The sequence below is a fragment of the Labrenzia sp. C1B70 genome (assembly GCF_000475395.1).
Taxonomy (GTDB): Bacteria; Pseudomonadota; Alphaproteobacteria; order Rhizobiales; family Stappiaceae; genus Roseibium; species Roseibium algicola.
The window spans coordinates 451,107-477,579 of the sequence record NZ_AXCE01000062.1 but is presented as its reverse complement, the minus strand read 5'-3'; the positions used below and the strand labels follow the sequence as shown (position 1 = coordinate 477,579).

Annotated in this window: 18 protein-coding genes; 9 read left to right on the top strand and 9 right to left on the bottom strand. The window is 59.8% G+C overall.

All coding sequences use genetic code 11. The features are described from left to right. Positions 1 to 53 precede the first annotated feature (53 nt). Positions 54 to 1,376: an FAD-binding oxidoreductase gene (locus tag Q666_RS63060; protein WP_023001837.1), complete on the bottom strand. Its 1,323-nt coding sequence runs from the start codon at positions 1,374 to 1,376 to the stop codon at positions 54 to 56. 1 nt (position 1,377) lies between these two features. Next, the gene (locus Q666_RS63055; protein ID WP_023001838.1) at positions 1,378 to 2,703 is read right to left on the bottom strand and encodes an FAD-binding oxidoreductase; all 1,326 of its coding nucleotides are present in this window, start codon (positions 2,701 to 2,703) and stop codon (positions 1,378 to 1,380) included. A 202-nt stretch (positions 2,704 to 2,905) separates the two neighbouring features. On the opposite strand from Q666_RS63055, the gene Q666_RS0134310 reads away from it, so the two are divergent. Together Q666_RS0134310 and Q666_RS63050 are read left to right on the top strand one after the other, a co-directional pair. Continuing rightward, positions 2,906 to 3,136: a hypothetical protein gene (locus Q666_RS0134310; RefSeq protein ID WP_208984440.1), complete on the top strand. Its 231-nt coding sequence runs from the start codon at positions 2,906 to 2,908 to the stop codon at positions 3,134 to 3,136. Beyond that, entirely contained in the window at positions 3,126 to 5,498 is a 2,373-nt protein-coding gene (locus tag Q666_RS63050) for a fatty acid cis/trans isomerase (RefSeq protein ID WP_023001840.1), read from the top strand. The genes Q666_RS0134310 and Q666_RS63050 overlap by 11 nt, the downstream gene beginning before the upstream one ends. Before the next feature lie 281 nt (positions 5,499 to 5,779). Here the strand turns inward: Q666_RS63050 and Q666_RS63045 are convergent, their stop codons facing one another. After that, a complete protein-coding gene (locus Q666_RS63045; RefSeq protein ID WP_023001841.1) occupies positions 5,780 to 6,673 on the bottom strand; it encodes a LysR substrate-binding domain-containing protein in 894 nt (297 codons plus the stop codon). Positions 6,674 to 6,852: 179 nt separating this feature from the next. Here Q666_RS63045 and Q666_RS63040 point away from each other — a divergent pair, with 179 nt between their 5' ends. Genes Q666_RS63040 through Q666_RS63030 form a run of 3 tightly spaced genes read left to right on the top strand, consistent with a single transcriptional unit; the run spans position 6,853 to position 11,175 of the window. Next, entirely contained in the window at positions 6,853 to 8,469 is a 1,617-nt protein-coding gene (locus Q666_RS63040) for a GMC family oxidoreductase N-terminal domain-containing protein (protein WP_023001842.1), read from the top strand. Next, a complete protein-coding gene (locus Q666_RS63035) occupies positions 8,466 to 9,953 on the top strand; it encodes an aldehyde dehydrogenase family protein (protein ID WP_023001843.1) in 1,488 nt (495 codons plus the stop codon). Before Q666_RS63040 ends, Q666_RS63035 begins: the two co-directional genes overlap by 4 nt. A gap of 10 nt (positions 9,954 to 9,963) precedes the next feature. After that, on the top strand, positions 9,964 to 11,175 hold the full coding sequence (locus Q666_RS63030) for a mandelate racemase/muconate lactonizing enzyme family protein (RefSeq protein ID WP_023001844.1): 1,212 nt from the start codon (positions 9,964 to 9,966) through the stop codon (positions 11,173 to 11,175). 94 nt (positions 11,176 to 11,269) lie between these two features. Here the strand turns inward: Q666_RS63030 and Q666_RS63025 are convergent, their stop codons facing one another. Together Q666_RS63025 and Q666_RS63020 are read right to left on the bottom strand one after the other, a co-directional pair. Further along, positions 11,270 to 13,372, bottom strand: coding sequence for an EAL domain-containing protein (locus Q666_RS63025; RefSeq protein WP_152533465.1), 2,103 nt, complete (start codon positions 13,370 to 13,372; stop codon positions 11,270 to 11,272). A 298-nt stretch (positions 13,373 to 13,670) separates the two neighbouring features. Beyond that, a complete protein-coding gene (locus Q666_RS63020) occupies positions 13,671 to 15,833 on the bottom strand; it encodes a malate synthase G (RefSeq protein WP_023001846.1) in 2,163 nt (720 codons plus the stop codon). Positions 15,834 to 16,062: 229 nt separating this feature from the next. On the opposite strand from Q666_RS63020, the gene Q666_RS63015 reads away from it, so the two are divergent. From Q666_RS63015 to Q666_RS63005, 3 genes are all read left to right on the top strand, one after another. Then, positions 16,063 to 16,974, top strand: coding sequence for a DMT family transporter (locus Q666_RS63015; protein ID WP_031269674.1), 912 nt, complete (start codon positions 16,063 to 16,065; stop codon positions 16,972 to 16,974). Positions 16,975 to 17,083: 109 nt separating this feature from the next. After that, complete coding sequence (locus tag Q666_RS63010) at positions 17,084 to 18,622, top strand: hypothetical protein (protein ID WP_031269676.1); 1,539 nt, start codon at positions 17,084 to 17,086, stop codon at positions 18,620 to 18,622. Positions 18,623 to 18,718: 96 nt separating this feature from the next. Then, on the top strand, positions 18,719 to 21,712 hold the full coding sequence (locus Q666_RS63005; protein WP_023001849.1) for a cation:proton antiporter: 2,994 nt from the start codon (positions 18,719 to 18,721) through the stop codon (positions 21,710 to 21,712). Between the two features lie 60 nt (positions 21,713 to 21,772). Here the strand turns inward: Q666_RS63005 and Q666_RS63000 are convergent, their stop codons facing one another. The 3 genes from Q666_RS63000 to Q666_RS62990 form a co-directional block, all read right to left on the bottom strand. Beyond that, positions 21,773 to 22,579 carry a mechanosensitive ion channel domain-containing protein gene (locus Q666_RS63000; protein WP_023001850.1) on the bottom strand — a complete coding sequence of 269 codons (807 nt, stop codon included), beginning with the start codon at positions 22,577 to 22,579 and terminating at the stop codon, positions 21,773 to 21,775. Positions 22,580 to 22,675: 96 nt separating this feature from the next. After that, complete coding sequence (locus tag Q666_RS62995; protein WP_023001851.1) at positions 22,676 to 24,223, bottom strand: ankyrin repeat domain-containing protein; 1,548 nt, start codon at positions 24,221 to 24,223, stop codon at positions 22,676 to 22,678. Between the two features lie 170 nt (positions 24,224 to 24,393). After that, a complete protein-coding gene (locus Q666_RS62990) occupies positions 24,394 to 24,804 on the bottom strand; it encodes a helix-turn-helix domain-containing protein (protein WP_023001852.1) in 411 nt (136 codons plus the stop codon). Positions 24,805 to 24,939: 135 nt separating this feature from the next. Between Q666_RS62990 and Q666_RS62985 the strand changes: the two genes are divergently transcribed. Further along, positions 24,940 to 25,506 carry an NADPH-dependent FMN reductase gene (locus Q666_RS62985; protein WP_023001853.1) on the top strand — a complete coding sequence of 189 codons (567 nt, stop codon included), beginning with the start codon at positions 24,940 to 24,942 and terminating at the stop codon, positions 25,504 to 25,506. 67 nt (positions 25,507 to 25,573) lie between these two features. On the opposite strand, the gene Q666_RS62980 is transcribed toward Q666_RS62985, so the two are convergent. Beyond that, complete coding sequence (locus Q666_RS62980) at positions 25,574 to 26,437, bottom strand: NAD(P)-dependent oxidoreductase (protein WP_023001854.1); 864 nt, start codon at positions 26,435 to 26,437, stop codon at positions 25,574 to 25,576. Positions 26,438 to 26,473: the final 36 nt, after the last annotated feature.

Sequence of the window (26,473 nt, the reverse complement as noted above, 5' to 3'; positions counted from 1 at the left end):
ATCCGATTTCTGTCTTCAATGGTCCCGGATCATGGCGAATGCAGATCTGCGGTTTACCTGTCCTGCCAGCCGTACCACCAGTAAGCGCCCTGAAGATAGAGTTTGCGCAGTGACGGCAGGGGAAACCTTGCAAAAGGCCGGCGCAGGGCAACCGGCAGATCTTCCGGCTGAAGTTTGCCCAGGATTAGTCCGGCGACCTTCTCCCCCGAGATCGATGCCATTGCTATGCCGCTGCCATGCCACCCCATTGCGGCATAGACGCCGCCAAGACCAGGCACTTCCCCAACAAAGGGGGTCAGATTTCGCGCCAGGCACACATGTCCATACCAGCTGTGTTCGGCCTCAATGCCCGCCCAGGCAGGAAACATCTCGTCGAAATCCGACCTTGCACGCTTGTACATCGCCGCGAGCGACTGGGCATTTTCGAAGATGCCGCCGCGCGTTCCGAACAGGAACCGCCGGTCGGGCAACAGGCGGAAATAATGCAAAAGGTTACGAGTGTCGGCAGCCATGGTGTCGGAGGTCCAGCCCTGTGCGGCGAGTTCACCCTCGCTCAGGGGGCGGGTCACCAGGATTGACGACATGACCGGCAGCGTACGCCCGTGCAGCCATTTGGGTGCATCCTCGCGTGCATAGCCATTTCCCGCCAGGACAACCTTCCGGGCCCGGATGAAGCCGTGTTCGGTCTCCAGTTGCCAGCGGTCATTGTCCCGGGTCATCCCTGTCACCGGCGACTTGCCGAAGATCTTGCCGCCGGCTCGGCGCACCTGATCCGCCAGAGCCTGGACATAGGCCATCGGATTGAGTGCAAAGCCGTAGGGTACCTGCAGTCCGCCGTGGAATGTCGGCCCGCCATAGCCTTCCGCGTCCAGGTCCGTCTTGGAAAGCACTCGGGCCTTGATGCCGAAGTTCTCCTTCAGGAACGCTGCTTCCGCCTGAAAGCCGGCGAAATCCTTCCGCCGGTGGGCAAGATAGATTTCGCCATTGGAATGGCGGTCGGCGTCAACACCCCAGCTGTCGAGCCTCTGGGCAACCAGATTGACGCCCGCGACCTGATAGGCAACGAAACGGCGCGCTTCCTCGAGGCCGAATTTCTTGATGAGGCGGCGCTCGTCGAGTTTGGTACCACCCAGGCAACAAAATCCGCCGTTGCGGCCCGAAGCGCCGTAACCAACGTGTTCCGCTTCCAGAACGCACACGGAAACGCCTGCCTGCGCGAGCCGTAGCGCTGCGCTCAGCCCGGCGAACCCAGCGCCGATAATCGCAACATCGAAAAGCGCGTTGCCGATGAGCTGCCGGTCCAGCTTGACCTGCGGAACGCTGGCTTCCCAGTAACTGCCGATCGTCCGGCGCGCTTCTGTACGGCTCTGCGGCATCTCAGAACCCGAGCCTGTCCCGCAGAGAGAACCACGTCATGGCAAGTACCAAAAGCGGGAAGCGCAGCCGGTCACCGCCGGGGAATGCCGGTACGTTCAGTTTTTCAAAGACGTCGAAGCGACCCGCAGTTCCCGTCACGGCTTCCGCCAGCACCTGACCACCAAGGGTTGCCATGGCAACGCCGTGGCCGGAGTACCCACCTGCGGTCAGCATGTTGGGCGCAATCCTTGCGAAATAGGGCATGCGCTTGGGCGTAATCGCCAGCGTACCGCCCCAGCCGTAATCGATGGCCACGTCGCTGAGCTGGGGGAAGATTTCCAGCATCGGTTCGCGCACGAAGGCCTTGATGTCTTCCGGAAAGCGATAGCCGTAATTCTCACCGCCACCGAAAAGCAGCCGGCGATCTGCCGACAGACGGAAGTAGTTGATGACGAACTTGCTATCGGCCACGGCAACGTTGTTGCGGATGATCTTTTGCGCCTCGTCTTCCGAAAAGGGCTCCGTTGCGACAATGAAATTGTTGATCGGCATGACGTGCGCGGCGGTCTGCCGGTCAAGGCGGCCGAGATAACCGTTGCACGCCAGAATGACGTGCTCTGCACGAACGTCGCTCTGCCCCGTCCTCACGGTGATCCGTCCCGTGCCCTGGCCGTCAATGCCGGTGACCTTGGTTTCCTCGAAAATCCTTGCCCCTGCCGCTTCGGCTGCCTGCCCGAGACCCAGTGCGAAATTGAGCGGATGCAGATGGCCTGCGCCCGTGTCCAGAGAGCCGCCGTAATACCGGGGACTGCCGACCTGCTCGCCGATTTCATCCGGACCGACAAAGCGAATGTCCTCATAGCCGTAGACGAGCCTGAGATGCTCGACATAGTCCCGGCTTTCCTCGACAAAACTCTTGCGGTGATCGGCATGCAGTATCCCCGGCGTGTAGTCGCAGGCGATCTGGTGCTTGATGATCAGGTCCTTGACCAGCGCCTTGGAATCCTCGGCAAGGTCCCACAGCAATCTGGCGTGAGACTTGCCATGGCGTTCTTCCAGAACCGTCTGGTCCATGCGCTGGCCGGAACCGACCTGGCCGCCATTGCGGCCCGAGGCGCCCCACCCGATCCGGTTGGCTTCCAGGAGGATGACGTCAACACCCCGTTCAGCCAGATGCAATGCAGCCGATAGCCCCGTATAACCGCCACCGATGACGCAGACCGTGCAGGTGTGAGAGCCATCGAGAACCGGGTGAGCCGTTTGCCTGTTGGCAGTTGCAGCGTAATAGGAAGGTGGGTGTTGACCTGGCGTGTCATTAGCTGTCAGGAGATCAAGCGCAGTCAGCATGTCGGAAGCCAGGCTCCTCTTATCAACATGAATTTCCGTGGCCGGGAGTGGTACGCCACATTCCCTTGTTCAGCAGCCAGTTTCAAGGTGTAATCAGGTGATGGCAGGCAAGTTTTGCCTGATTTTGCAAGCTCTTGAGGCTCCCGCTACGTCAGCAAGCCCGGGCAGCTCGGCTCAGATGACGCAAAAGGAAGGCAAAACTGTGTTTGGTCCTGTAGAACATCCCTGGTTTGATGCGCTTTGGCGCAGAATTGTTCTGGTCGCTTTTTGCGCCGGCTGGACCGGAGTGGAATATGCATTCGGCAATATCACCTGGGTCTACATCATGGCGGCAATCACCGCCTATGCCGCCTGGGCGTACCTGTTCAACTACAAGGGGCCTGACGACCCGAGCCGGGTGACCCGTCCGCGGATGGAAGACGATGAAGGTTGATGCCTCTGGCATGATTTCGGCCGGCCGCCTTCAGGCTCTCTGGTCCCGGATCCTGAAACAGGCGTTTCGCGCCATACTTCTGATTTGCTGTGCTGGTGCTGCATCGGCGCAGGAGGATACGTCAGCTCTCGATGTCCTCAACAAGCGCTGCGTCGTCTGCCACGGCTGCTATGACGCGCCTTGTCAGCTCAAACTGTCATCCGCCGCGGGCTGGATGCGCGGAGCAAGCAAGCAGAAAGTCTACGATTCCTCGCGTCTGGAAGATGCTCCGATGACACGCCTCGGGATCGACGCAAAGTCTGTTCCCGGCTGGCGCGCCAAGGGTTTCTTCGACGTTGTCGGTGCACAGGACGGGCCATCCGTTCTGGAACAACTGCTGCTGGCCGGCCGCAAGAATTCGTTCAAGCTCGGAGCGCCGCTTCCTGACGACATCGACATTTCGACGCTGCGTGCAAACACTTGCGCCATGCCCGGCAAGGTGAAGGACTATCTCAAGGAACACCCGCAGGGCGGCATGCCGTTTGCCATGGCGCCGCTTGCAGATGGCGACTACGAGACCCTGCTGTCCTGGGCCAGGGATGGGGCACCTGCACCGGACGCCGGCAAAGGATTGCCACAGAGTGTCGAACAGTCGGTGCACACCGTCGAAACGTTCTTCAACCGCGGCGACAAACGGTCGAAACTTGTCGCGCGCTATATCTATGAACATCTGTTCCTGGCCCATCTGCACCTGGAAAGCGATGACCCGAACCGCTTCTTCCGCGTAATCCGTTCCAGAACCGCGACCGGCTCGCCTCCAGATGAGATTGCCTCGCGCCGCCCCTTTGACGATCCAGGTGGCCCATTTCATTACAGGCTCATCCCGATTGACGGCACCATCCTGCACAAGGAGCACATGGTCTATGAGATCGGCCCCAAACGCCTGAACCGCTATGAAGACCTGTTCCTGAAAAGCGACTGGGAGATTGCGAGCCTGCCGCCCTATTCAACGGCTGCAGGCGGCAACCCGCTGTCGACCTTCCGCGCCATTCCTGCGCGCAGCCGCTACCAGTTCCTGCTGGACGAAGCGCTTTATTTTGTCCGCTCGTTCATTCGTGGTCCGGTCTGCTACGGCCAGGTCGCGGTGAACGTGATCGAGGACCGTTTCTGGGTCTCCTTCCTGACACCCGACGCCGATCTCTCCGTCACCGACCCGAGCTTCCTGGAAGCCGCGACCCCGATCCTCGAACTGCCGGTTGCCCAGTCAAAGGGAAAACTGTCCAAGCGTCTGGAAGGCTTCCTGTCGCTCGGACCGGTCAAGTATCAGGAGTTTCGCAAGGGGCGGTATGAACGCAAGTTCCTGGCGGAAGGCGGCCCCGACTACGGTGACATCTGGCAAGGTGACGGTTCCGAAGTCGATGCCCGTCTGACCGTCTACCGTAATTTCTCTTCCGCCTCGGTGGTGACAGGCTTCGTCGGCGCGGTGCCCGAAACCGCCTGGGTAATCGATTTCCCGCTGTTCGAGCGGATCTACTACAATCTCGTTGCCGGGTTCGATGTCTTCGGCAACGTGGAACACCAGCTCACGACACGCCTTTATATGGACAGCCTGCGCCGTGAAGGAGAGCGAACCTTCCTGTCGTTCCTGCCGCCACAAGTGCGCAAACCCATGCACGAAAGCTGGTATCAGGGTCCGCTTGTCAGCATGGTCGATCTCTGGAAGGAAAGCGCGCTCGACACCAGGTCTCCAACAGGTATCGACTTTTCCACCAGCGATCCCAAGGAGGAGTTCCTCACCGAGCTGCTGCGCGAACCTGCTGGCCTGTGGGCTGAACAAGACCCTATCAACCGCTGCACCGGCAATGCCTGTGCGTCCAGTGACACGCCTGCCGGGCAACTACGCCCGCTTGCCCAGAAACCTGCGCCATATGCAAAGTTCCTGCCTGATATCTCGGTTCTGCTCGTGGAAACGGAACGGGACACGCAGATCTTTACCCTGGTGCATGACATGGCCCACAGCAACGTTGCATTCATCTTCAACGAGGATCTGCGCCGCGAACCCCAGAACGACAGCGTGACGGTCGTGCCCGGCCAGTTCAGCAGCTATCCGAATTTCATGTTCAAGGTGAAACAGGATCACCTGCCGGCCTTCGTGAAGACGGTTCGGGAGATCAGGTCACAAGATGATTTCCTCAAGCTCGTCGACCGTTTTGGCGTCCGCAGAACCGACCCGGAGTTCTGGGCCGACTTCGACCGGATCCAGACCGCCCTGAAAGACCAGGACACCCTTCAGGCGGGCCTGCTGGACCTCAATCGATACCGCGACCCCAAACCGCTCGACCCGATTGACCGGTTGTTCGAGTTCACCTTCTCGCTGGATTAATCTTGTAGCTTGAGCGGGTGAGCTTTTGCTCAGCCAAACTCTCTTCCTCATCCTGAGTGTCTGATCCGAAAGTGGTGCCCGGGGCGACCGCGACAACCACAGTTGTCATTCCGGCGAAAGCGGGAATGACAACTGAGCAAGGCGCAAGTTCGTTACACGACCCACGTCAACTGCGTTCTCTGATACTTTCAAAACAAACTCTGAGGAGCGGCGTCTCGAAGAATGAACCGGAGTTCGTTGCGATCAACCAGGCAAGCAGTTCGTGTCCCTGGACAAGTTCCTCATCCCGCTTCGCCGCCAAGTTCCCGGAACATCCAGTCGCAAAAGATCTGGGCGTCGGGGCCGAGTGCCTGACGCGAGCCGTCGGTGACGAGATAGTAGCTGTGCCGGCTCTTTATCTTCTTGTCCGATGAACGGATCAGCCGGCCGCTGTCGAGATACGGCTGGGCCAGCGTTTCCAGAACCAGAGCGTGTCCATGGCCGAGAGCAGCCAGTTCCAGGGCCGAGAGGGTCTGGTCGACCTGCAGGCCGTTGCGTTTTGGAACCGCATGCCCGTGGCTGCGGAAGAAGCTCTCCCAGGTGTCGATCACGCCCATGATGTCGAGCCGGGTTGCTTCCGCCAGCGCCTCGATTTCACGCTTGCCAGGGTCAAGCGCCAGATCCGGATGACAGACCGGAATGATCGGGTCGTTCAACAGAAACGCCACCACTCCGTCAGTCCAGCTGCCGTCGCCGAAGCGGATATCGATGTCGAACAGTTCCGGGCTGAGAGTTTCCGCCCAGGAGGCCGAGATCATCTGCAGGTCGATGCCCGGATGGGCCTCCTGAAAAGAGCGCAGGCGCGGGATCATCCAGAGCTGGCCGAAGCTGTTGAGGCATCGAAAACGAACCGGCTGCCTGTCCCGCTCGCCAAACACCGAGACGGTGGCGATGGAAAGATCCGAAAACGCCTTCTCGACCGTCGGCAGGTAAGTCTGCCCCAGTCTGGTCAGGGCCAGTTCCCTGTGAACACGGTCGAACAGCGGGTAGCCGAGGAGCTGTTCCAGCTGGCGAACCTGGTAGCTGACAGCAGCTGGAGTGATCAGCAGCTCCTCCGCCGCCCGGGTGAAGTTCCCCAGGCGCGCAGCCGCCTCGAAGGCGCGCAGCCATGTGAGCGGTGGCAGGCTGTAGGCCATTTCGTCTTCCTTCCATCATCAGGTGCGGAAGCTGTTTTCATTTTCTGAAACGAATTCGCACCTGTGCAACAAGCATCTCCTTCAAATTTTTTCAAAGCTATACCAAATATTTTTTCGTTTCAGGAATTTTCCATCCTCGCAGACACTTCTCCTAAACAGCGGTCAACCGGCAGCGCATCATGGACAAGGTCGATTACATCATCGTGGGCGCCGGCTCGGCCGGATGTATCCTGGCGGAACGCCTGAGTGCAGATCCGCAGACGCGTGTTCTGCTGCTGGAGGCCGGTGGGTCCGATGCCTCACCCTGGGTGTCGCTGCCACTCGGCTATGGCAAGCTGAATTCCGACCCAAAACGCACGTGGCGCTTCATGACCGAACCAGACGAAGGCCTCGGCGGGCGCAGTGTCTACTGGCCCCGCGGTCGATTGCTGGGTGGCTCCGGCTCGATCAACGCCATGGTCTATTGCCGAGGTCTGCCTGGCGATTTCGAAGACTGGGAGGCCTCCGGCGCGGCAGGTTGGGGCTGGGCGAATGTAAAGGCAACTTACGAGCGCCTTGAAACCCGGGTGACCTGCGAGGGGGTGAAGCAAGGCGAGGGACCGATCCATATCCAGAATGTGTCCGACCAGATCCACAGGGTGAACCGGCACTTCTTTGCCGCGATCCGTGAAGTGGGCCTGCCCTGGAGTGACGACTTCAACGGTGATGCTCCGGAAGGTGGCGGCATTTACCAGATCAACACGCAAGATGGCCGCCGGTGTTCGTCCGCACGCGCCTATCTCCATCCTGCCCTTGCCCGCAAGAACCTAAGCGTCCGGACACAGGCCCAGGTTGCCCGCATCCTGTTTGAAGGAAGAACGGCTGTCGGCGTCGAACTCCTGAGCGGGGAAATCCTGCTTGCCAGCCGGGAGGTCATCCTGGCGGCGGGCGCAATCGGTTCGCCGCAACTGCTTCAGGTTTCCGGCATCGGCCCGGGAAGGTTGCTGAATGAGCTCGGCATTCCGGTGATCCGGGCCAATGACAATGTCGGCGGCAATCTGCAGGATCATCTGGCTGCGAACTTCACCTTCCGGGCCAAGGAACCGACACTCAATGCGATCCTGCGTCCCTTGCTGGGCCTGGCCCTGTCCGCCATGCAATATGCAGCAACCCGCAAGGGTCCTCTGGCTCTATCCGTCAACCAGTGCGGCGGATTCCTGCGCTCGCGTCCCGAGCTGAACCGGCCGGACCAGCAGCTCTATTTCAATCCGATCAGCTATCGCCTGAGGCCTTACAAGGACAAGACACGGCTGAGCATCGATCCGTTCAACGGCTTCATCATTTGCGCACAGCCGGCCCGCCCGACGAGCCGCGGCCGCATCGACATCAAAAGTGCCAATGCCAGTGCAGCGCCTTCGATCCAGCCCAATTCGCTGGCGACCGAGGAAGACCGCCAGACCGTGATCGACGGCGGCAAGCTCTGCCAGAAGCTGATGGCAAGCCAGGCCTTGAGCGCGCTTGTCGAGCACCCCATCGCTCCGAACCTCGGAGAACTCGACGGCGACGGCATCCTGGCGGACTTCCGCACCCGGGCCAGCACCGTCTTCCATCCGGTATCGACTTGCCGCATGGGCGAGAACCGCGAGACAACCGTCGTCAACAGCCGGCTGCAGGTGCACGGAATTGAAGGGCTTCGCGTTGCCGACGCCTCCGCCTTTCCGAACATCACCTCCGGCAACACCAACGCCCCGACCATGATGCTGGCTCTCAAGGGAGCCGATCTCATACTTGAAGACCAGAAGCGAGCCCTCTCATGACCGTTCAGGACATCGCCCAAGACTATCTGACCACCGGCAAGCTGGATGCCTTGCCCGACGGGCATTTCATAGCCGGCAAACGCACTCCGGCCTCGAACGAGAAGATGGAAAGCTTCGATCCGGGCCGGGCAGAAGCCTTTGCCGAATTTTCTCTCGGGTCCGACACCGATATGGATAACGCCATCGACGCTGCCGAGAAAGCAGCCCTGCATTGGCGGCAAGTCTCACCGGCAGAGCGCTGCCGTATCCTCAACAATGTTGCCCGGGTCTTCCGCGACAACGCAGACCGGCTGGCCGTGATAGAGGTGGTCGACAGCGGCAAGACGCTGGCGGAGGCCCAGGGTGACGTTCAGTCCTCCGCGCGCCTTTTCGAATATTACGCCGGCGCAGCCGACAAGCTCGATGGCCGATCGGTCAATCTTGGTCCGGCCTATACCGCCTTCACCGTGCGCGAACCGGTCGGCGTTACAGGACACATCATTCCCTGGAACTATCCCACCTCGACCTTCGCGCGCGGTATCGCACCTGCCCTTGCCGCGGGCTGCTCCGTTGTTGCCAAGCCGGCCGAGACCACGCCCTTTACCGCGCTGGTCATGGCGGAACTGCTTTGCGAAGCCGGGGTGCCGGAAGGGCTGGTGAATGTGGTCACCGGCCTGGGCAGTGATGTCGGCGCGCAGATGGCGCGCGATCCGCGCATCAAGCAGCTGACCTTCACCGGCTCCGTCACCACCGGTATCAATGTTGCCCAGATGGCTGCCCCGAACGTGACCCGCCTGACGCTGGAACTTGGCGGCAAGTCCCCGCTGATCGCCTTTGCCGACGCCGATCCGGAAAAGGTCGCCGACGGAGCCTACTGGGCAATCTTCTCGAACGCCGGTCAGATCTGTTCGGCCGGATCCCGGCTGATCCTGCATAAATCGATCCGCGACGAAGTGCTTTCCATCCTTGCCGAACGAGCCGCCAAGATCAGGACCGGTCACGGACTGACGGCTCCGGACATGGGGGCCATCAATTCCGAGCTGCACCTGTCCCGTATCAAGGCCCATGTGGATGCCGCAAAGGCGCGCGGTGCCAACATCCTGACCGGCGGCGACGCGACCGGCGACGCAGAGACGGGCAAAGGCTGGTTCTTCCAGCCAACGGTAATTGCGGACCTTGCACCGAACGATCCGGCAATCCAGGAAGAGATCTTCGGCCCGGTCCTGTCGGTGCAACTGTTCGAAAGCGAGGAAGAAGCCGTCACCCTTGCCAACGGCACGGACTTCGGCCTGATTGCCAGCGTCTATACCAATGATGTCGGGCGCGCGATGCGGGTTGCCGGCGCAATGGATTGTGGACAGGTATCGGTCAACGATTACTGGGCCGGGGGGGTTGAGCTGCCTTTCGGCGGCAACAAGAAATCAGGTTACGGCCGCGAAAAAGGCTGGGAAGGCCTCGACGCCTATACCAAGGTAAAGTCCATCACGATCAGCAACGCGAGCTAAGCGGACCACCATGAAACTCGACCAAATCGAGACCTTCGTCGTCGAAAACGCCCCGCCGCGCCATGGCGGGCGCTACTTCATCTTCGTCAAGCTGGTGACCGCTTGCGGCATCACAGGCTATGGCGAGATCTACAACGCCACCTTCGGCCCGCACCTGGTGGCCGAGATGGCGAAGGACGTGTTCCAGCGCCAGTTCGAGGGCGAAGATCCGCATCACATCGAGAAGCTGTGGCACAAGACCTATGGTGCCGGATATACGCAACGTCCCGATGTGACCGTGATGGGCGTTTTGTCAGGCCTGGAAATGGCTTGTTGGGACATCATCGGCAAAGCCGCCGGCAAGCCGGCGTATCAGCTTCTGGGCGGTAAGGTGCATGAGCGCCTGCGCTCCTACACCTACCTTTATCCCTCCGATGGCGATGTCTATCCGGACCCCGCGAAACGCAATGTCTACAACGATCCGGATATGGCGGCCGAAGCAGCCCTCAAGGCCGTCGATCAGGGTTTCACGGCGGTGAAGTTCGACCCGGCCGGTGCCTATACGATCTACGATGGCCACCAGCCGAGCCTTGACGATCTGGAACGCTCGGAAGCCTTCTGCCGGCAGATCCGCAATGCCGTTGGCACGAGGGCCGATCTTCTTTTCGGTACCCACGGACAGTTCACCGTTTCCGGGGCCAAGCGGCTTGCACGCCGGATCGAGGGCTATGATCCGCTCTGGTTCGAAGAACCGATCCCGCCCGAAAAGCCGGAAGACATGGCCGAGGTTGCGCGATTTACTTCCATGCCAATTGCGACAGGTGAGCGTCTGTGCACCAAGTATGAATTCGCCCGCGTGCTTGAAACCGGTGCGGCCAGTATCCTGCAGATGAACCTCGGCCGCGTCGGCGGCCTTCTGGAAGCCAAGAAGATTGCCGCCATGGCGGAATGCCGGTCAGCGCAGATCGCCCCGCACCTTTATTGCGGACCGCTGGTGGCGCTCGCAAACATCCAGCTGGCAACCTGCAGCCCGAACTTCCTGGTGCTGGAATCGATCCGGACCTTCGACGGTTTCTATGCCGACCTCTTGAAGACGCCGATCTGCTGGGAAGACGGCTATGTCATTCCTTCAAGCGAACCGGGCCTCGGTCATGATCTGAACGAAGACGTCGCGCGGGCCCATCCCTATACCGGCAACGAATTGCATCTCGGGTTTCAGGAAAGCCCGGCTTTGCCGCTCTAATGGGATCAGGGCTGGCAAGGCGGTATTCCTTTGCCCGGCCCTTGCCTTTGTCATGCCTTGGTCAAACCATGGGATGACGGGAAAGAAGGTTGCCTCAGGCCACCCTGCTAATCAGGGTCATGTCCTGCGCGGGTTCAGCGGGCGGAACCGGTTCTTCTACCCGGATGGCGGTTGATCCCATCAAGGCACGGCGAACGTCGGCGACCGGCATGGGCCTGCCAAACAGGAAGCCCTGAACCTCGTTGCACCCTTGCGAAGCAAGAAAGCCGAGATGGTCTTCCGTTTCCACACCTTCGGCCAGCACCGGAATATTGAGACTTTCACCCAGAATGATCGTTGCCTTGATGATCGCTTCTGACTGCTTGTTGCCCCCGAGATCCTTGACGAACTCCCGGTCGATCTTGATCTTGTCGAACGGAAAGGCCTGCAGTGTGGCAAGCGACGAATAGCCGGTGCCGAAGTCGTCCATGGCGATGCGAATGCCGAGACGTTTCAGCTGGTGGATGATCTGAAGCGCGTGCGATGTGTCGGCGATAATGCCGGTCTCGGTGATCTCCAGTTCGAGACGCTCCGGCGACAGGCCGCTTTCCTTCAAGGCGTGGGCAACGATATCCGGAAAGCTGCTGTCGGCAAGCTGCACTGGCGCCACATTGACCGCGATCTTGACCCGGTTGTCCCAGGACGCTGCCTCACGGCAGGCGGTACGGATGATCCAGGCGCCGATTTCTCGGATCTGGCCGGTCTCTTCCGCAATCGGGATGAACTCGAACGGCGGGATCATGCCGCGCTGCGGGTGGTTCCAGCGCAGCAGAACTTCCGTGCCGGTGACTTCCCGGGTCATGACATCGTTCTGAAGCTGATAATAAAGCTCGAACTCGCCGTTCTTCAGGGCATTGCGCAGGTCCATGGCAAGGGCACTGCGCTCGCGGGTCTGTTGATCTAGCTCGACGTCATAACAAAGCGCGGCATTGCCGCCGGCCGCCTTGGCACGGTGCATGGCCCGCTCCGCGGCTTCGATCAGCTGCGCACCCGACGATGCGTGATCAGGATAGTTCGCGTAGCCGACACTGCAACTGACGCGGATTTCTTCGCCCTGCCATAGCAGTGGCTGAGCGACCAGCTTCTGGATGCGCTTGCAAAGGTCAAGGATGTAGCCCCGGTAGTAGACCGGCTTGCCGACGATCACGAATTCGACGCCGCCGTTCCTGGCGATGTATTCGTCGGCCTCCAGGTTCTCCGACAGATGCTTGGCAACGTGCCGCAGCAGAGCATCTCCGCACGCATGGCCATGAACTTCGTTGACTTCCTTGAACCGGCTCAGACTGCAGTTGAGCACGACGACCCGGGCATTGTCGGCAGCATACCTTGTCAGGAAACTATCGAGATGGCGGTCGAGTGCCCGGCGGTTCGGCAGACCGGTCAGCGGGTCGTGATGGGTAATGTGATTGACCCTGCTTTCGGCAACCTGGGAGTTCGCACTGTCAATCGAATAGGTGATCATCGCCGACAGCAACAGGACGCTCATGGTGAAGACCACCGAGATGCCGATCAACTGGTTGGAGACAAGGTCCTTGACGCTGCCATCCAGCCGCAGGGGCAGAATTTCGACACCAGCCATCGCAACAAAGTGCAGGCTGGCTACAGCCAGGATCAGGCTGAGTACAGCCCCGTATTTGCAGTAGCGTGTCACCGGGCGGGCGACACGGCTGGTGGCAATGAGGCAGAAGACGCAGGCCAAAACGATGGAAACGACCACGAAAGGCGTCGACAACATCATGATGCCGGATATCTGAAGCGCCTTGATCCCGATGAAATGCATCGCCGCAATAGAGGCGCCAAAGATGACACCCCCAACCTCGATGAGTGCCGAGCGCTGGGAGATGCTACTGACGAGAAGTCCCGCTGTCGTCCCGGCAATGGCGATAACCAGCGAGAAGGCCGTCAGTTTGAGATCGTAACCCAGTATGAACGGGCTCTTGTAGGCGATCATGGCAACGAAGTGCGTGCTCCAGATCGTACCGCCGGCGATCAGGCCGGACAACAGCAGCCAGAGATACTTGAGATCGCCCTGTGTCCGCCGAACACGGGCGAACAGCCGCATAGTCAAAACGGCACCGACCGTCAGGATTATTACCGCCAGGGCAACAAACAACGGGTCATGCTCGAAAGCTATGCAAGACAGGACGGTTAGCATCATCAACTCCAGATGATGCAAGATAGCGTTTTTCTGCTCTAAAGTAGTAAAAACACCTATATCCCATGCAATATGGATAACAGTTGGTAAATTGTTTTAACTGATTGTAAATGCGAGTGTATTTTCCGGAAACTGTACGCTTTCGATCCAAGACAGTTTGCTTCGATTTTTACCCGTTTACCATTCCCGTATTGCGCAACACAAAGCGAAGCAACACGCCATGCGGGAACAGGGGATCATAACGATTTCGGCCGCCGGGATCGCTCCCGGCGGCCGAAACTTCAAGACCTGGTGACAAATGTCAGGCTGCGGTTTTCGCCTTGAACTCGATCCTGCGGCGATGCAGCACCGGCTCGGTGTAACCATTTGGCTGGCTGGTGCCTTCGAACACCAGTTCGCAAGCTGCCTGGAAGGCGACCGAGCCGTCGAAATCCGCCGCCATCGGCCGGTAGAGCGGGTCGCCTTCATTCTGGCTGTCAACGACAGCAGCCATGCGTTTCATGGTTTCCAGAACCTGCTCACGGCCGACAACGCCATGGTGCAACCAGTTGGCGATGTGCTGCGAGGAAATGCGCAGCGTTGCGCGGTCTTCCATCAGGCCGACATCGTTGATGTCCGGCACCTTCGAACAGCCAACGCCCTGTTCTACCCAGCGGACGACGTAACCCAGAATGCCCTGGGCGTTGTTGTCGAGTTCTGCCTGAATGTCTTCCGGTGCCCAGTTGGGACGTTCGGCAACAGGAATGGAGAGAATGTCTTCCAGCTTGGCGGAAGCGCGGCTCTTCAGCTCGTTCTGACGATCCTTCACGGCGACCTTGTGATAATGCAGCGCGTGGAGCGTTGCGGCGGTCGGTGACGGAACCCAGGCCGTGTTCGCTCCGGACATCGGATGACCGATCTTCTGCTCCAGCATGGCATGCATCAGGTCAGGCATCGCCCACATGCCCTTGCCGATCTGCGCGTGGCCCGGCAGGCCGCAGGCAAGTCCGACATCGACGTTGTTGTTCTCGTAGGCGCTAATCCAGGTCGCGGCCTTCATGTCGCCCTTGCGGATCATCGGGCCGGCTTCCATGGACGTGTGCATTTCATCGCCGGTCCGGTCGAGGAAGCCGGTGTTGATGAAGAACACCCTGTCCTTGGCCTGGCGGATACACTCCTTCAGGTTCACCGTGGTGCGGCGTTCCTCGTCCATGATGCCCATCTTTAGCGTGTTGCGCTCGAGGCCCAGCGCATCTTCAACGCGGTTGAAGATCTCGCAGGCGAATGCCACTTCTTCCGGTCCGTGCATCTTCGGCTTGACGATATAGACCGAACCCGCGCGGCTGTTGAGCTCCCGGCCGTTCGGACCAATGTCGTGCAGCGCAATCAGGGAAGTGATCATGCCGTCGAGGAGACCTTCCGGCACCTCGTTGCCGTCCTTGTCGAGCACGGCATCATTGGTCATCAGGTGGCCGACGTTGCGGATCAGCAGCAGCGAGCGACCGTGCAGCGACAGCGCGGAGCCGTCGGGAGCGGTGTAATTGCGATCGCCATTCATGCGGCGGGTAACGGTTTCGCCGCCTTTCACGAAGGTTTCTTCCAGGTCGCCCTTCATCAGGCCAAGCCAGTTGGTGTAGACGACGACCTTGTCTTCCGCATCGACAGCGGCAACGGAATCCTCGCAGTCCATGATCGTCGACATGGCCGATTCCAGGATCACGTCGGCGATGTGGGCGGCATCGGTCTTGCCGATCGGATGCTGCGCATCAATGTCGATTTCAAGGTGCAGACCGTTTCTGACCAGCAGGACCTTGTAGGGAGCCGCGTTGTCCCCGGAATAGCCGGCAAACTGCGAACCGTCGGCAAGGCTCGTTGAGCCCGTCTTGGTGGAAAGAACCAGAGCTTCGCCTTCAACGGCAAATCCGGTCACGTCGGACCAGCTCCCATCAGCCAGCGGTGCAGCCTCATCCAGGACCTTGCGTGCATAGGCGATCACCTCGGCACCGCGTGCAGGATCAAATCCCTTGCCTGCCGGCAGAGAGCCCATCGCATCGGTGCCGTAAAGTGCATCGTAAAGAGAGCCCCAGCGGGCGTTGGCGGCATTCAGCGCATAGCGCGCGTTCATCACCGGAACGACAAGCTGCGGGCCCGCGACAGAGCCGATTTCCGGATCGATATTGGCGGTACCAACGGCAAAGTCCGCACCTTCCGGCACCAGGTAACCGATTTCCGTCAGGAAGGTCTTGTAGCCGTCCATGTCCGGAGTACCGGGGTTGGCCTTGTGCCAGATATCGATCTTTTCCTGCAGGCTGTCACGCTTTGCCAGCAGTGCCCGGTTCTTCGGTGCCAGATCGTGGATCAGGCTGGACAGGCTTTTCCAGAAATGGTCCTGATCGACGCCGGTATCCGGAAGGGCCTTTTCATTGACGAAGTCATAAAGAACCCTGGCAACTTGCAATCCATGGGCATCGACGCGGCCTGTCATCTGTCAGCTCCCCTAAACGAACTTGAATGTCTGATATTAGCCCGTGTTTTGGGGTCTTAACACGCAATCGTCAATTGCCGGGTCGATTGGATGACTTTTTCCATTTTGGAAAAGATCCAGATCATTATCTCCAACAGTATAAGTCGGTATACAAAAAGATAGCCCTTTGCCTGGGCCCGCCAATCCGTTACCGATGGGTTTCCACTCCATCTTCCACGCAACGGTTTTCATGTTTTCGCTGGTTAAACGTGTAGGCGATCTGACCTACGGCAACGCCCTGTTGATGCTGGCCCTGACCACGCTGTTCTGGGGCGGCAATACCGTCGCCGGTCGCCTTGCGGTGGGGGAAGTGTCTCCGATGGTGGTGGTGTTCCTGCGTTGGGTGATCGTTGCCGGCATCCTGGTCCCGCTGCAATGGCGGCACATACGTGCGGAGTGGCCCCTGATGCGGCCCTATTCGTTCCGCATGGTGCTGATGGCCGTCTTCGGGTTCATCGGGTTCAACACCCTGTTCTACATCGCTGCGACGGAAACCACGGCCGTCAACCTTGGCATTATCCAGGGGTCCGTCCCGATTCTTGTTCTGATCGGTTCCATGATTGCCTTCGGCAGCAGGATCCGAGCCCTGCAGGTGATCGGCATTCTGCTGACGCTTGCCGGGGTGACGCTGATTGCAGCCCAGGGCAGCCTGGACGTGCTGCTGGCGCTTGCCGTCAATCCGGGCGATGGCGTCATGCTGATCGCCTGTGTACTCTATTCCGGCTATACGCTTGCCCTGCGTGACCGACCCCAGGTCTCACCGCTGGCCTTCTTTGCGGTTCTGTCCGGCATTGCGGCCATCACATCTCTGCCCGGACTTGCATACGACATCGCTGCCGGCACCGTTCAGTGGCCGTCACTCCAGGGCTGGCTCGTGGTCCTTTATATCGCGCTGTTTCCCTCCTGCCTCGCGCAGATCTTCTTCATGCGAGGTGTCGAACTGATCGGACCGGCGCGCGCGGGGGTCTTTATCAACCTCGTGCCGATCTTTGCGGCCATACTGGCGGTCTCCATCCTCGGAGAACCGTTCAAATGGTACCATGGCACCGCTCTGGCGCTGGTCATCGGCGGCATCTGGCTGTCGGAGCGCAAGGCAGGTTAAGCGGATCGGCACAGTGCCGCTCCAGTTGCAACCGGGTCGTAGCCCATTATCCTTGCTGCCGTTTTGAGTTTTTTGGAAACACCTTTTCTATCTGACCGGGATTTCAGGCGTGTTGCGCAGTTTCAAAGGTTCTCTCCGCGTGCTTGCCCTCATGGCAGCCACCTTGTGTGTTGTCTCGACCGCCGACGCCGGGCTGTTGTCGCGGCTTGCGCGGGAAGCAGGCGATGCGGCGGGGTCCGCAGGCAAGCATATCGACACGCCCAAGCATCTTCTCGATGAAGGCGCTTCCCTGGCAAAGCGGTTGCCCAAGGTCACTGGTGCTGCATCCCTTGCCCTGATGCCGGCACCAGGCAACGCCTGGCAGCTTGTCACGCCTGACGGAAAAAGCCTTCAGCTCGCCTCCCTGCACGACTTGCCGAATGCCCTGGATGATGCCGCCAGACAGACCCACCGGCCACTGGCGGGTGATCTCCCGGGCAAGGCTCCTGTGCCCGACGCCCTGCAACTTGCGCTTCGGGAAACCGATTTTTTCAAACTTCGGGACCAACTGGATAGCCTCCCCCCCAAAGCCCGGGCGGTGATGGTGAGGCCAAATGGCAAGACCTACGACCTGAAACCGATCAGCACTTCAAATGGCACACGGCTTGCGGTTGCGCTTTCTCCAGACGTCCTGATCAACCCGGCAACTGCAAGAGCGCTCGACGGAAACATCAGGTTCCTGTCCCGGCCGGTTAAACGCGCGGATCTCAAGATGGCGCGGTTCAACAGTTCCGAAGCAGCCAATGCTTCAGGTCCCGGAGACATGATTGCCGATCTGAATGCCGACATTCTGGCCTCCAGCCTGGCGAAGTACAAAAACAGGACGCTGGTTGTCACCGGCCGCATCACCCCGCACCCGCAAACCGGTCGCCCTCAGCTCAGCGTGCGTGACGGCAAGTCCGTGCGGGAAATCGACCTCGACTCATTTCAGAAGGCGGCTGAAAGCCAGCGGGTCAACCTGATGCTTGTGGAAAGCAAGTCACTGGTGCAGCCCGGCAAAAGCTGGTTTTCAAGAACAGCACTCGAAAAGCGCTTCGAGGCCGCGCAGTCGGCAATGACCCAGGCGGAGCTGCTCAAGGCACTTTCGCCTCCGAACAGCACGACACTGATCCACGCTGCCGATGAACGAAACTTCCGCCTTGTTACCGCAAGCCGTTTCAGCCCGGAGGCGAACGCCGTAACGACCTCGCCTCAGGTGTCTGCCACTGCCGGAGACGACTATACGCTCGCAGGCTGGTTGCTGGACGCAAGCTTGCGCACAAGTGTCAGGACCATTCACCGCAATGGCGAGGACCCCGAGCACACGGAAGAAGTCGAAAGCCGCTGGATACCCTGGATATCAAATTTCGACCTGATCCTGCTCTCGGTCCTTTCCGTCGTAACGCTGTTCATGAGCTGGTATCTCTGGCGCTGGTGGAACAGGTTCTGGCGTTTCGTGCTGAGGAACCGGGCTGCCGCCGATGCTCCCTCTTTGCCGCTCAAGCTCGTGAAGATCGTCTTCTTCCTGCCGTTTGCACTGATCATGCTGGTTCCGGCGATGATCTGGCTCTTTATCGGCGACTGGGTGAGATTTCTTACATGGCCGTTCCGAAAAGCATTCGGACGTTAACGCATTTGCGCGTAATCCTGTGCCCTATTGCCCGTGGCGGCAATAATTTTGGATGGCCAATTTGAAATTGCCGCAATCGCGGTGCACCATAACGACATGGAAACTCCATTAATTACAGGCGCTTTCGCGCTGCTCCTGATTACGATTTCCCTGCTGCAGCCCCTTGCCAGACGGCTTGGGCTGGCGCCCAGCGTTTTGCTGGCAACGGTCGGCACCATGATCGGCATTCTGGCGATCTATCTGCGCTACACTGCCGAAACGAATGCCTTCAACGCTATTGCGGACGTCTTCATCAATCCCCCGCTGGATTCGGAGATGATCCTCTACATTTTTCTGCCAATCCTTCTGTTTCAAACCGCACTCACCCTGGAAGTTCGACGGATCGTCGAGGACATTGCCCCGATCCTGCTGATGGCGGTTGTCGCCGTCTTCGTCGCAACAGCCTTCATCGGCTTTGCCCTTTATCCGCTGGCAACGCTGTTTTCGCTCACCGACATCACGCTGATCGCCTGCCTGCTGCTGGGTTCGATTGTCGCCACGACGGACCCGGTTGCCGTTGTCGCCATCTTCCGGGACATTGGCGCGCCCGCGCGGCTCGGCCGCATCGTGGAAGGCGAGAGCCTGCTGAACGATGCTGCCGCCATCGTGATCTTCGTCATCCTGCTGCACATGCTGGCCGGTCACGAGACCATGACCGTCGGCGAAGCCGCCATTGCCTTCTGCCGCTCTTTCGCCGGCGGCATCATCGTGGGTGCGCTGCTTGGCCGGATCGCGGTTTCCCTTCTGCCGATCATGCGCGACATTCCGCTGGCACAGGTGACCCTGAGCCTGGCACTGCCCTATGGCACCTATGTGCTCAGCGATCAGTTCGTTGATGTTTCCGCCGTTGTTGCCGTCGTCTGCGCGGGCACTGTGTTCAACCTTTACGGCCCGGCCCGCATTCAGCCGGCCAGCTGGCAATTTCTCCATGCGGTCTGGGAGCAGATCTCCTTCTGGGCTGCTTCGCTCATCTTCCTCCTGTCCGCCATCCTGATCCCGCGTTTCGTGGAAGGCTTCACGCCTGTCGACATCCTGTTGCTGTTCGTCGTCATCGTCGCCGCATTGGCCGCCCGTGCGGTCGTCATCTTCGGATTGCTGCCGGTGCTCAGCGTGTTCCGGATGGGACAGGCGGTCAACGACCGCTACAAGACGGTGATCCTGTGGGGCGGCATGCGCGGAGCGGTCACGCTGACGCTGGCGCTCAGCGTGTCCGAGCATGCGATGCTCTCGGACGAAGTGTCGGTCTTCGTCACCAAACTGGCGACGGGCTTCGTCCTGTTCACGCTGCTGGTTTACGGCACCAGTCTGAAGCCGCTGATCCGGCTGCTCGGCCTCGACAAGCTGAATGCCCGCGACGAGGCCTTGCGAACACAGTTCCTGGCCCTGGCTTTGTCAGACGTCCGGCACGAACTGGAAACCGCCGCCCGCAACTATCACATTGCACCGCGCGTCACGGACGATGTGCTGAAAGACTACGAGAGCCGTGCGGAAGCCGCAGCTGCGGAAACCAACAAGCTGGAAGAACTGAAGGACTGGGACCGCGTCCGCATTGGCCTGATCGCCCTTGCAGACCGGGAACAGCAGCTCGTGCTGGAGCATTTCCACGAAAAGACCATCTCCGGACGGTCTGTTTCGCGGTTCCTGGCCCTGACCGGACGTACCGGTGACCTGACACGAAGCGACGGCCGGTCCGGCTATAATCAGGCTGCGCGTCAGCCGTTGAAATTTGGCCTCGGCTTCCGCCTCGCCCAGACACTGCAGCGGCGGCTCAGGATTGCCCGGCCACTGGCCATCCGTCTTGCCGACCGGTTCGAATTCCTGCTGGTCTACCGGATCCTTGCCGACGAGCTTGTCGACTTCAACAACAAGCGGATACGCCCCCTGCTCGGTGACCGTGTTGCCGACATTCTGCAGGACACACTGGCGATCCGGCAGGACGAGACCCTTGCAGCCATCGATGCCCTGCGCCTGCAGTATCCGGATTACGCCGACGCCCTGGAAGGACAGTTCCTGCGCAAGGCCGGCGTCCGGCTGGAAGAAACCGCCTATGACGAAGCCAAGGAGCAGATGCTGATCGGCACCGAACTGCATCGCGACCTTCTGCGGGACGTCGAGCGGACCCGAAAAGCCTGTCACACGCGGCCTAAACTCGATCTTGGCCTGAAGACCCGCGAACTCGTCAGCGCGCATCCGCTGTTTGCGGACCTCACCCGCAAGCAGCAGAAGGCCATTCGCCGGATGATGCGGCCGCAATTCGCGACGCCGGGCGAGAAACTGATCCGCAAGGGAGACCGCGGTGATGCTGCCTATTTCATTGCGTCCGGCGCAGTGGAAGTGCGTGCACCCAGCCACAACATCCGTCTTGGCCGCGGTGACGTGTTTGGTGAAATTGCGCTGATGACCGGCGGCCGCCGCAGCGCGGATGTCGTCGCACTCGGGTATTGCCAGTTGCTCAGCCTAAGGGCGCAGGACTTCAAGGCTCTGCTGGCCGAAAACGAGGACTTGCGCAACCACGTTGCCATGCTGACCAAACGGCGTCAGCTGATGAACCTGGACGACGGTGAAACAGAAATGGAAGACCCTGTCTTTCCCATTTTCACCGAGATCAGAACCAGCAACCAGACCGGCGAGGAGCTGTCCCCGGAGACCATTCTTGCGGAGCCTGATGCAGGAGAAACAGAAACCGAAATTCTCACCTTCGATGAGGCGGACGCGCAGAATGACCCGTCGCTCATGGAGAAGTTGAGCGCGGCGGATACCGTCACTGCAACGCCTGAAGAGCCGTCTCAGTTGGAGAAGGACAAAGACAGCCACGCCGAAGAAGGCGAAGAAGTACAGGAAGTCGCCAAGAGTGACGCCGGCTCTGCCGATGCGGAACCGGAAAAGGGTGGCGCTGAAGGCACACAGCCACACTCAAAAGGCTTCGAAGCTTCTGCAGCGGACGCATCAACGCCGAACCAGGGCAAGTCGGAACCGACTGAAGAAGCCACCGCCACGAGCGAGCCTGAGGAAACTCGAAAGCCGAAGACCAAGACCCGCGAGACGGCATAGGCTTTTGATCGGAATACAATCGCCGCAGCGGACGTTCCCCTGCGGCGATGGTACGCCGTATTATCCAGCTTTCTGAATTTCGACAGAATGCGGATAGGGAATGGAGATGCCACCGGCATCAAACGCTTCCTTGACCGACTTCAGCATGTGGAACTTCAGTTCCCAGTAGTTTGCGGCATCACACCACAGCCTGACGCCAAGATCGACCGAACTGTCTCCCAGATTGGTCAACCGGACCCAGGGCTCCGGATCCTTGTGAACGCGTTCGTCCGTGTTGGCGACATCGAGAATGATCTGCACCGCCTTGTCGATATCGTCGCCATAGTCGATGCCGAAGGTCAGATCGAGACGACGGGTAGAATGCGCCGAGAAATTGGTGATGACCGTGCCCCAGGCCTTGCCGTTCGGCATGATGATCTGAACGTTGTCCGGTGTCACAAGCTCGGTGACGAAGATGTTGAGATCCTTCACCGTTCCGGACGTTCCGCCGATATCGACATATTGGCCCATCTTGTAGGGCCGGAAGATGATCAGCATCACGCCTGCCGCGATATCGCTCAATGTTCCCTGCAACGCCAGGCCGATGGCCAGTGTACCGGCGCCCAGCACGGCAACGAGACTGGTGGCCTGAATACCGAAGAGCTGCAGAACCGCGATAACCGTGATGAGCAGGATGAGCCAGCGAACGATGGATGCGGCAAAGCTGCCGATCGTGTCGTCGATGCGCGGGTGAGCCACGATCCTGCTCTTGACGATGCTCGACAGGAAACCGGCCAGAAACCAGCCGATCACCAGAACGATGATGGCTTTCACTGCGTTGATGATCAGTGGCGTATAGACACTCACCTGGTCGATTGCGCTTTCCATGAAGTCCCTCCGTTCCCGTACAATCACTTGAATACGTGGAAGTACTAACAGCAGATTTGGGCACTGGCCAGCAATGCACCCTGAGATTGCTGTAACTTACCGGAATATTGCCGGGGAGCCGGCTTCATCGGCTGAACCGGCAAGCCAATCCTCGAGAAACTGTGCCATTTCCTCGTTGCCGCATCCGCTGATGTAGCGCGGATCAAGCAAGCTGCCGGCTTCAAGCAGCAGACGTGCACAGGCAATATGATCGGCTTCACGGCGTTTCGGGGCAAATTCCGAACCGTGGACGACAGTGTCGAGAGCATCGCCGCCAAAGCGGTTCTTGTGGGTAAGATCCGGTCCAAGCGAGAGGAAATAGGCCATTTCATCCGCAAGGCCGTTCCAGCCTGCCACCTGCAATGGTGGCAGCCCCATGTCGTCGGGCTCATTCGGGTCCAGTCCGGCCGCAATCAGCGCCTTCATGTGTTCCAGCTTGCCTGGAACGAAGGCGAGCCGCGTCAGCAGGCTTTTGTCTTCCTTGCTCAGACGCGCGGCATCGAGATTACCGGGATTTGTCTTTCCCTCGGCGCAGGCGGCCAGAACCTGTTCGTTCCGGTCCAGCTTGTGCGCATGACCTTTCTCCGCCAGGTATTTGGCGACCGGCAGATTGCCGTAAATCAACGCCATGGCGTATCCGGTATGGCCGTCCCAAACCGTGTCCGGATCAGCGCCATGGGCAAGCAACAGCTCGACAATCTTCACCGAGCAACCGCGCCGGGCTGCCTGATGCAGGGAAGGAATCGTGTTCATGGGCTGGCCGCTCGGATGGTCCGGTACGGTGATGTTCGGATCGGCTCCGGCTTCCAGAAGCAGACGGACCTTGATTTCATCGTCAAAGTCGAGTGCGCGCGGCAAGGCATTGGTCCCATCCGGCTGCGCGCCACGCTTCAGGAGCAGTTCGAGTGCACGCGGATGCTCAAGCTCGGTGGCGTGGTAGAGGCTTTCGTTGTCGTTGGGACTGGCTCCCTGTTCCAGCAACCAACGGCCAAGTTCGAAATTATCCGCGTGACACAACGCGCCGTAGAGTGCGGACAGCATGTGTTTGTAGCCCGGCCTTTCCGGGTAACCGTCATTCACGTCCGCGCCGTTGGCGACCAGCAGTTCGGCAATGGCGATCATGTCTGCCGCCCGTTCCGGACGCCGATGTATTTCCTTCGAAAATGCCAGATGCAGGATCGGCGAGCGCACACCGACCAGGCGCGTGGCGGCTGCAGCGTCCGCTGCCACCACCACGCGAACGGCGTCGAGGTCGTACAGGGCAACCTGAAGACCGAAATTGTCGTCTTTCAGCGTCGGGTCATCGGCAAGCAGTTTTTCCGTAACCCAATGCTGGCCGAAATAGAGCGCCTGTTTCAAACGCTCTGCCCGCTCTTCCCTGCTCAGGGATGCTGCTTCGAAAGTGAATTTCAGCTTCGGCCAGCTGTCATGACCGGCTTCACGGGCAATGACATGAAGAAAATCCGCGTGGCGAAGGGGCTTTGCCGGGTCTACGTGGGCGGATACACGGTCAGTGGCTCCCGCCTCGCCTTTCAGAAAGGCTTTTCTGAGACGGCGTGCGGATTTCTTGAAGTCGTCGAGGGAAGTTGCAGGTCCTGCGGACATGGCTTTTCTCCTGTGTCGAAAGCCCGGGCGATCCGCTGGTATCGGGCGCAGGTGAAAAACCGGCATATGTCGTCAGAAGTCAGGGTGCTTTCGCTTTCCGCGGATCCGGCAGCCGCCCTCGTCGGCGACGCCAAATTGCATGAGGACACAACGGATTGCAACCCCGGAGGTCAGTCCGGACCGTTCTCCCGCTCGAACCGTTCGCGAGCCGAGGAGACAGCCGCTTCGTTCTCGATCGCCCAGTTGGTGAGCGCTTTCAGCGGCACCAGAAGCGTCCGGCCGAGCGGCGTCAGCGAATAGTCGACACGCGGGGGAATGCTGGGGGTCACGACGCGGTTGACCAGGCCGTCCTTTTCAAGTTCACGCAAGGTCGCTGTCAGGGATTTCTGGGTCACGCCACCAATCGACCGCTTGAGATCGGAAAACCGGCGCGGTTCATACTCAAGATGGGCAACCACCAGGCTGCACCATTTGCTGCCGACAGTTTGCAGCAGTCTTCGTACCGGCACGCAGCGCGGATCCTCGTGGTGCGGCAGCTGTTCGCGCGGCAGCTCTTCGACGGGTTTCGCCAGCGGTTTCATCAAGGATACCTCGGTTTCCAAAAAGTGCCGTCTTGCGGCCGGCTTAGTCTTACATCATTTCATACCAGTATCCAACGTATACCGAGGTATCGTCTGGATACTCCTCCCAAGCTTTTGTTTCTTAAGGAATTCATCATGTCGCTGAAACTGAAGATCATCTCCGGGTCGACCCGGCCTGGCCGGGTCGGGCCGACGATCGCGAAATGGGCAGCCAGTGCCGCCGAAGCGCATGGCGGCTTCGAGGTGGAAAGCATCGATCTCGCCGACATCAACCTGCCGCTTCTGGACGAGCCGGCGCATCCGGCTGCCCAGCAATACACCCACGACCACACCAAGCGCTGGAGCAGCATTGTCGCCGACGCAGACGCGTTCCTGTTCCTGACCCCGGAATACGACTATTTCACGCCGGCATCGTTGGTGAATGCCGTTCAGGTGCTTTACCGCGAATGGAACTACAAACCGGCCGGCATCATCAGCTACGGCGGGATTTCCGGTGGCCTGCGCGCGTCGCAGACGCTGCGCGAGCTGCTCGGCAACGTCAACGTGATGGCTCTGCCGCAGGTGGTTCCGGTTCCTTTCTTCCCGGAATTCATCAACGACGAAAGCGTCTTCACGCCGAACGACAAGATGAGCGAAGGCGCCACCCAGCTTCTGGGCGAGCTGACCAAGTGGGCGACCGCCCTGAAAACCATGCGCGGTTAAATGACAAGGCCGCCGGATCGACATCCGGTGGCCCCTAGATCTTCTGAACAGTCTGGAAGACCAGGCTCTACTTCTTGACCGGCCCCAGATCGCACGGCGCCTTGCTCTCGTCAGGTACGAAGAAATCAGGTGCCAGTGCCAGGCTCGGGTCCACCCGATACTTGTCGAAATCGGTGACACCGCGACTGGCCAGGAACGTATCGTCAATGACGAACTGTCCGGTAAAATCCTTCGACGGTGTGGTGAAGATCTCATAGGCTGCATCGGCCAGAATGTCCGGCGTCCGGCTCTGCTGCATCATCTTGTCACCACCGATGATGTTCTTGATCGCCGCCGTCGCGATGGTCGTGCGTGGCCATAGCGCGTTGACCGCAATTCCCTTGGAACGCAGCTCGCCTGCCAGCCCCAGCACCACCAGGCTCATTCCGTATTTGGCGATCGAATAGGGTGTGAAGGGCGCGAACCATTTCTCCTGCATGTCCAGAGGGGGCGACAGCATCAGGATATGCGGGTTGTCGGACTGTTTCAGATGTTCGATGGCATGCTTGGAACAGGCAAGCGTTCCACGGGTGTTGATCTGGTGCATCAGATCGAACCGCTTCATGTCGGTCTGCTGCAGCGGGGTCAGTTGAATGGCACTGGCGTTGTTGACCAGAATGTCGATCCCGCCGAAATGCGCCGCGGTCTTGTCCATTGCTTCCTTGACCGCTTCGTCGTCGCGCACGTCGAGCAGCACCGGCAGTGCCTTGCCACCTGCCGCCTCGATCTCCTCGGCAGCGGAGTAGATCGTGCCTTCCAGTTTAGGATGTGGCTCGGCGGTTTTGGCGGCAACGGCAACGTTGGCTCCGTCACGCGCGGCCCGCAGCGCAATAGCCTTGCCGATCCCGCGCGATGCGCCAGTGATGAAAAGTGTCTTGCCCTTCAGGGACATGGTGGTTCCTCCGTATGCCGCTCTCCGGCGACAACC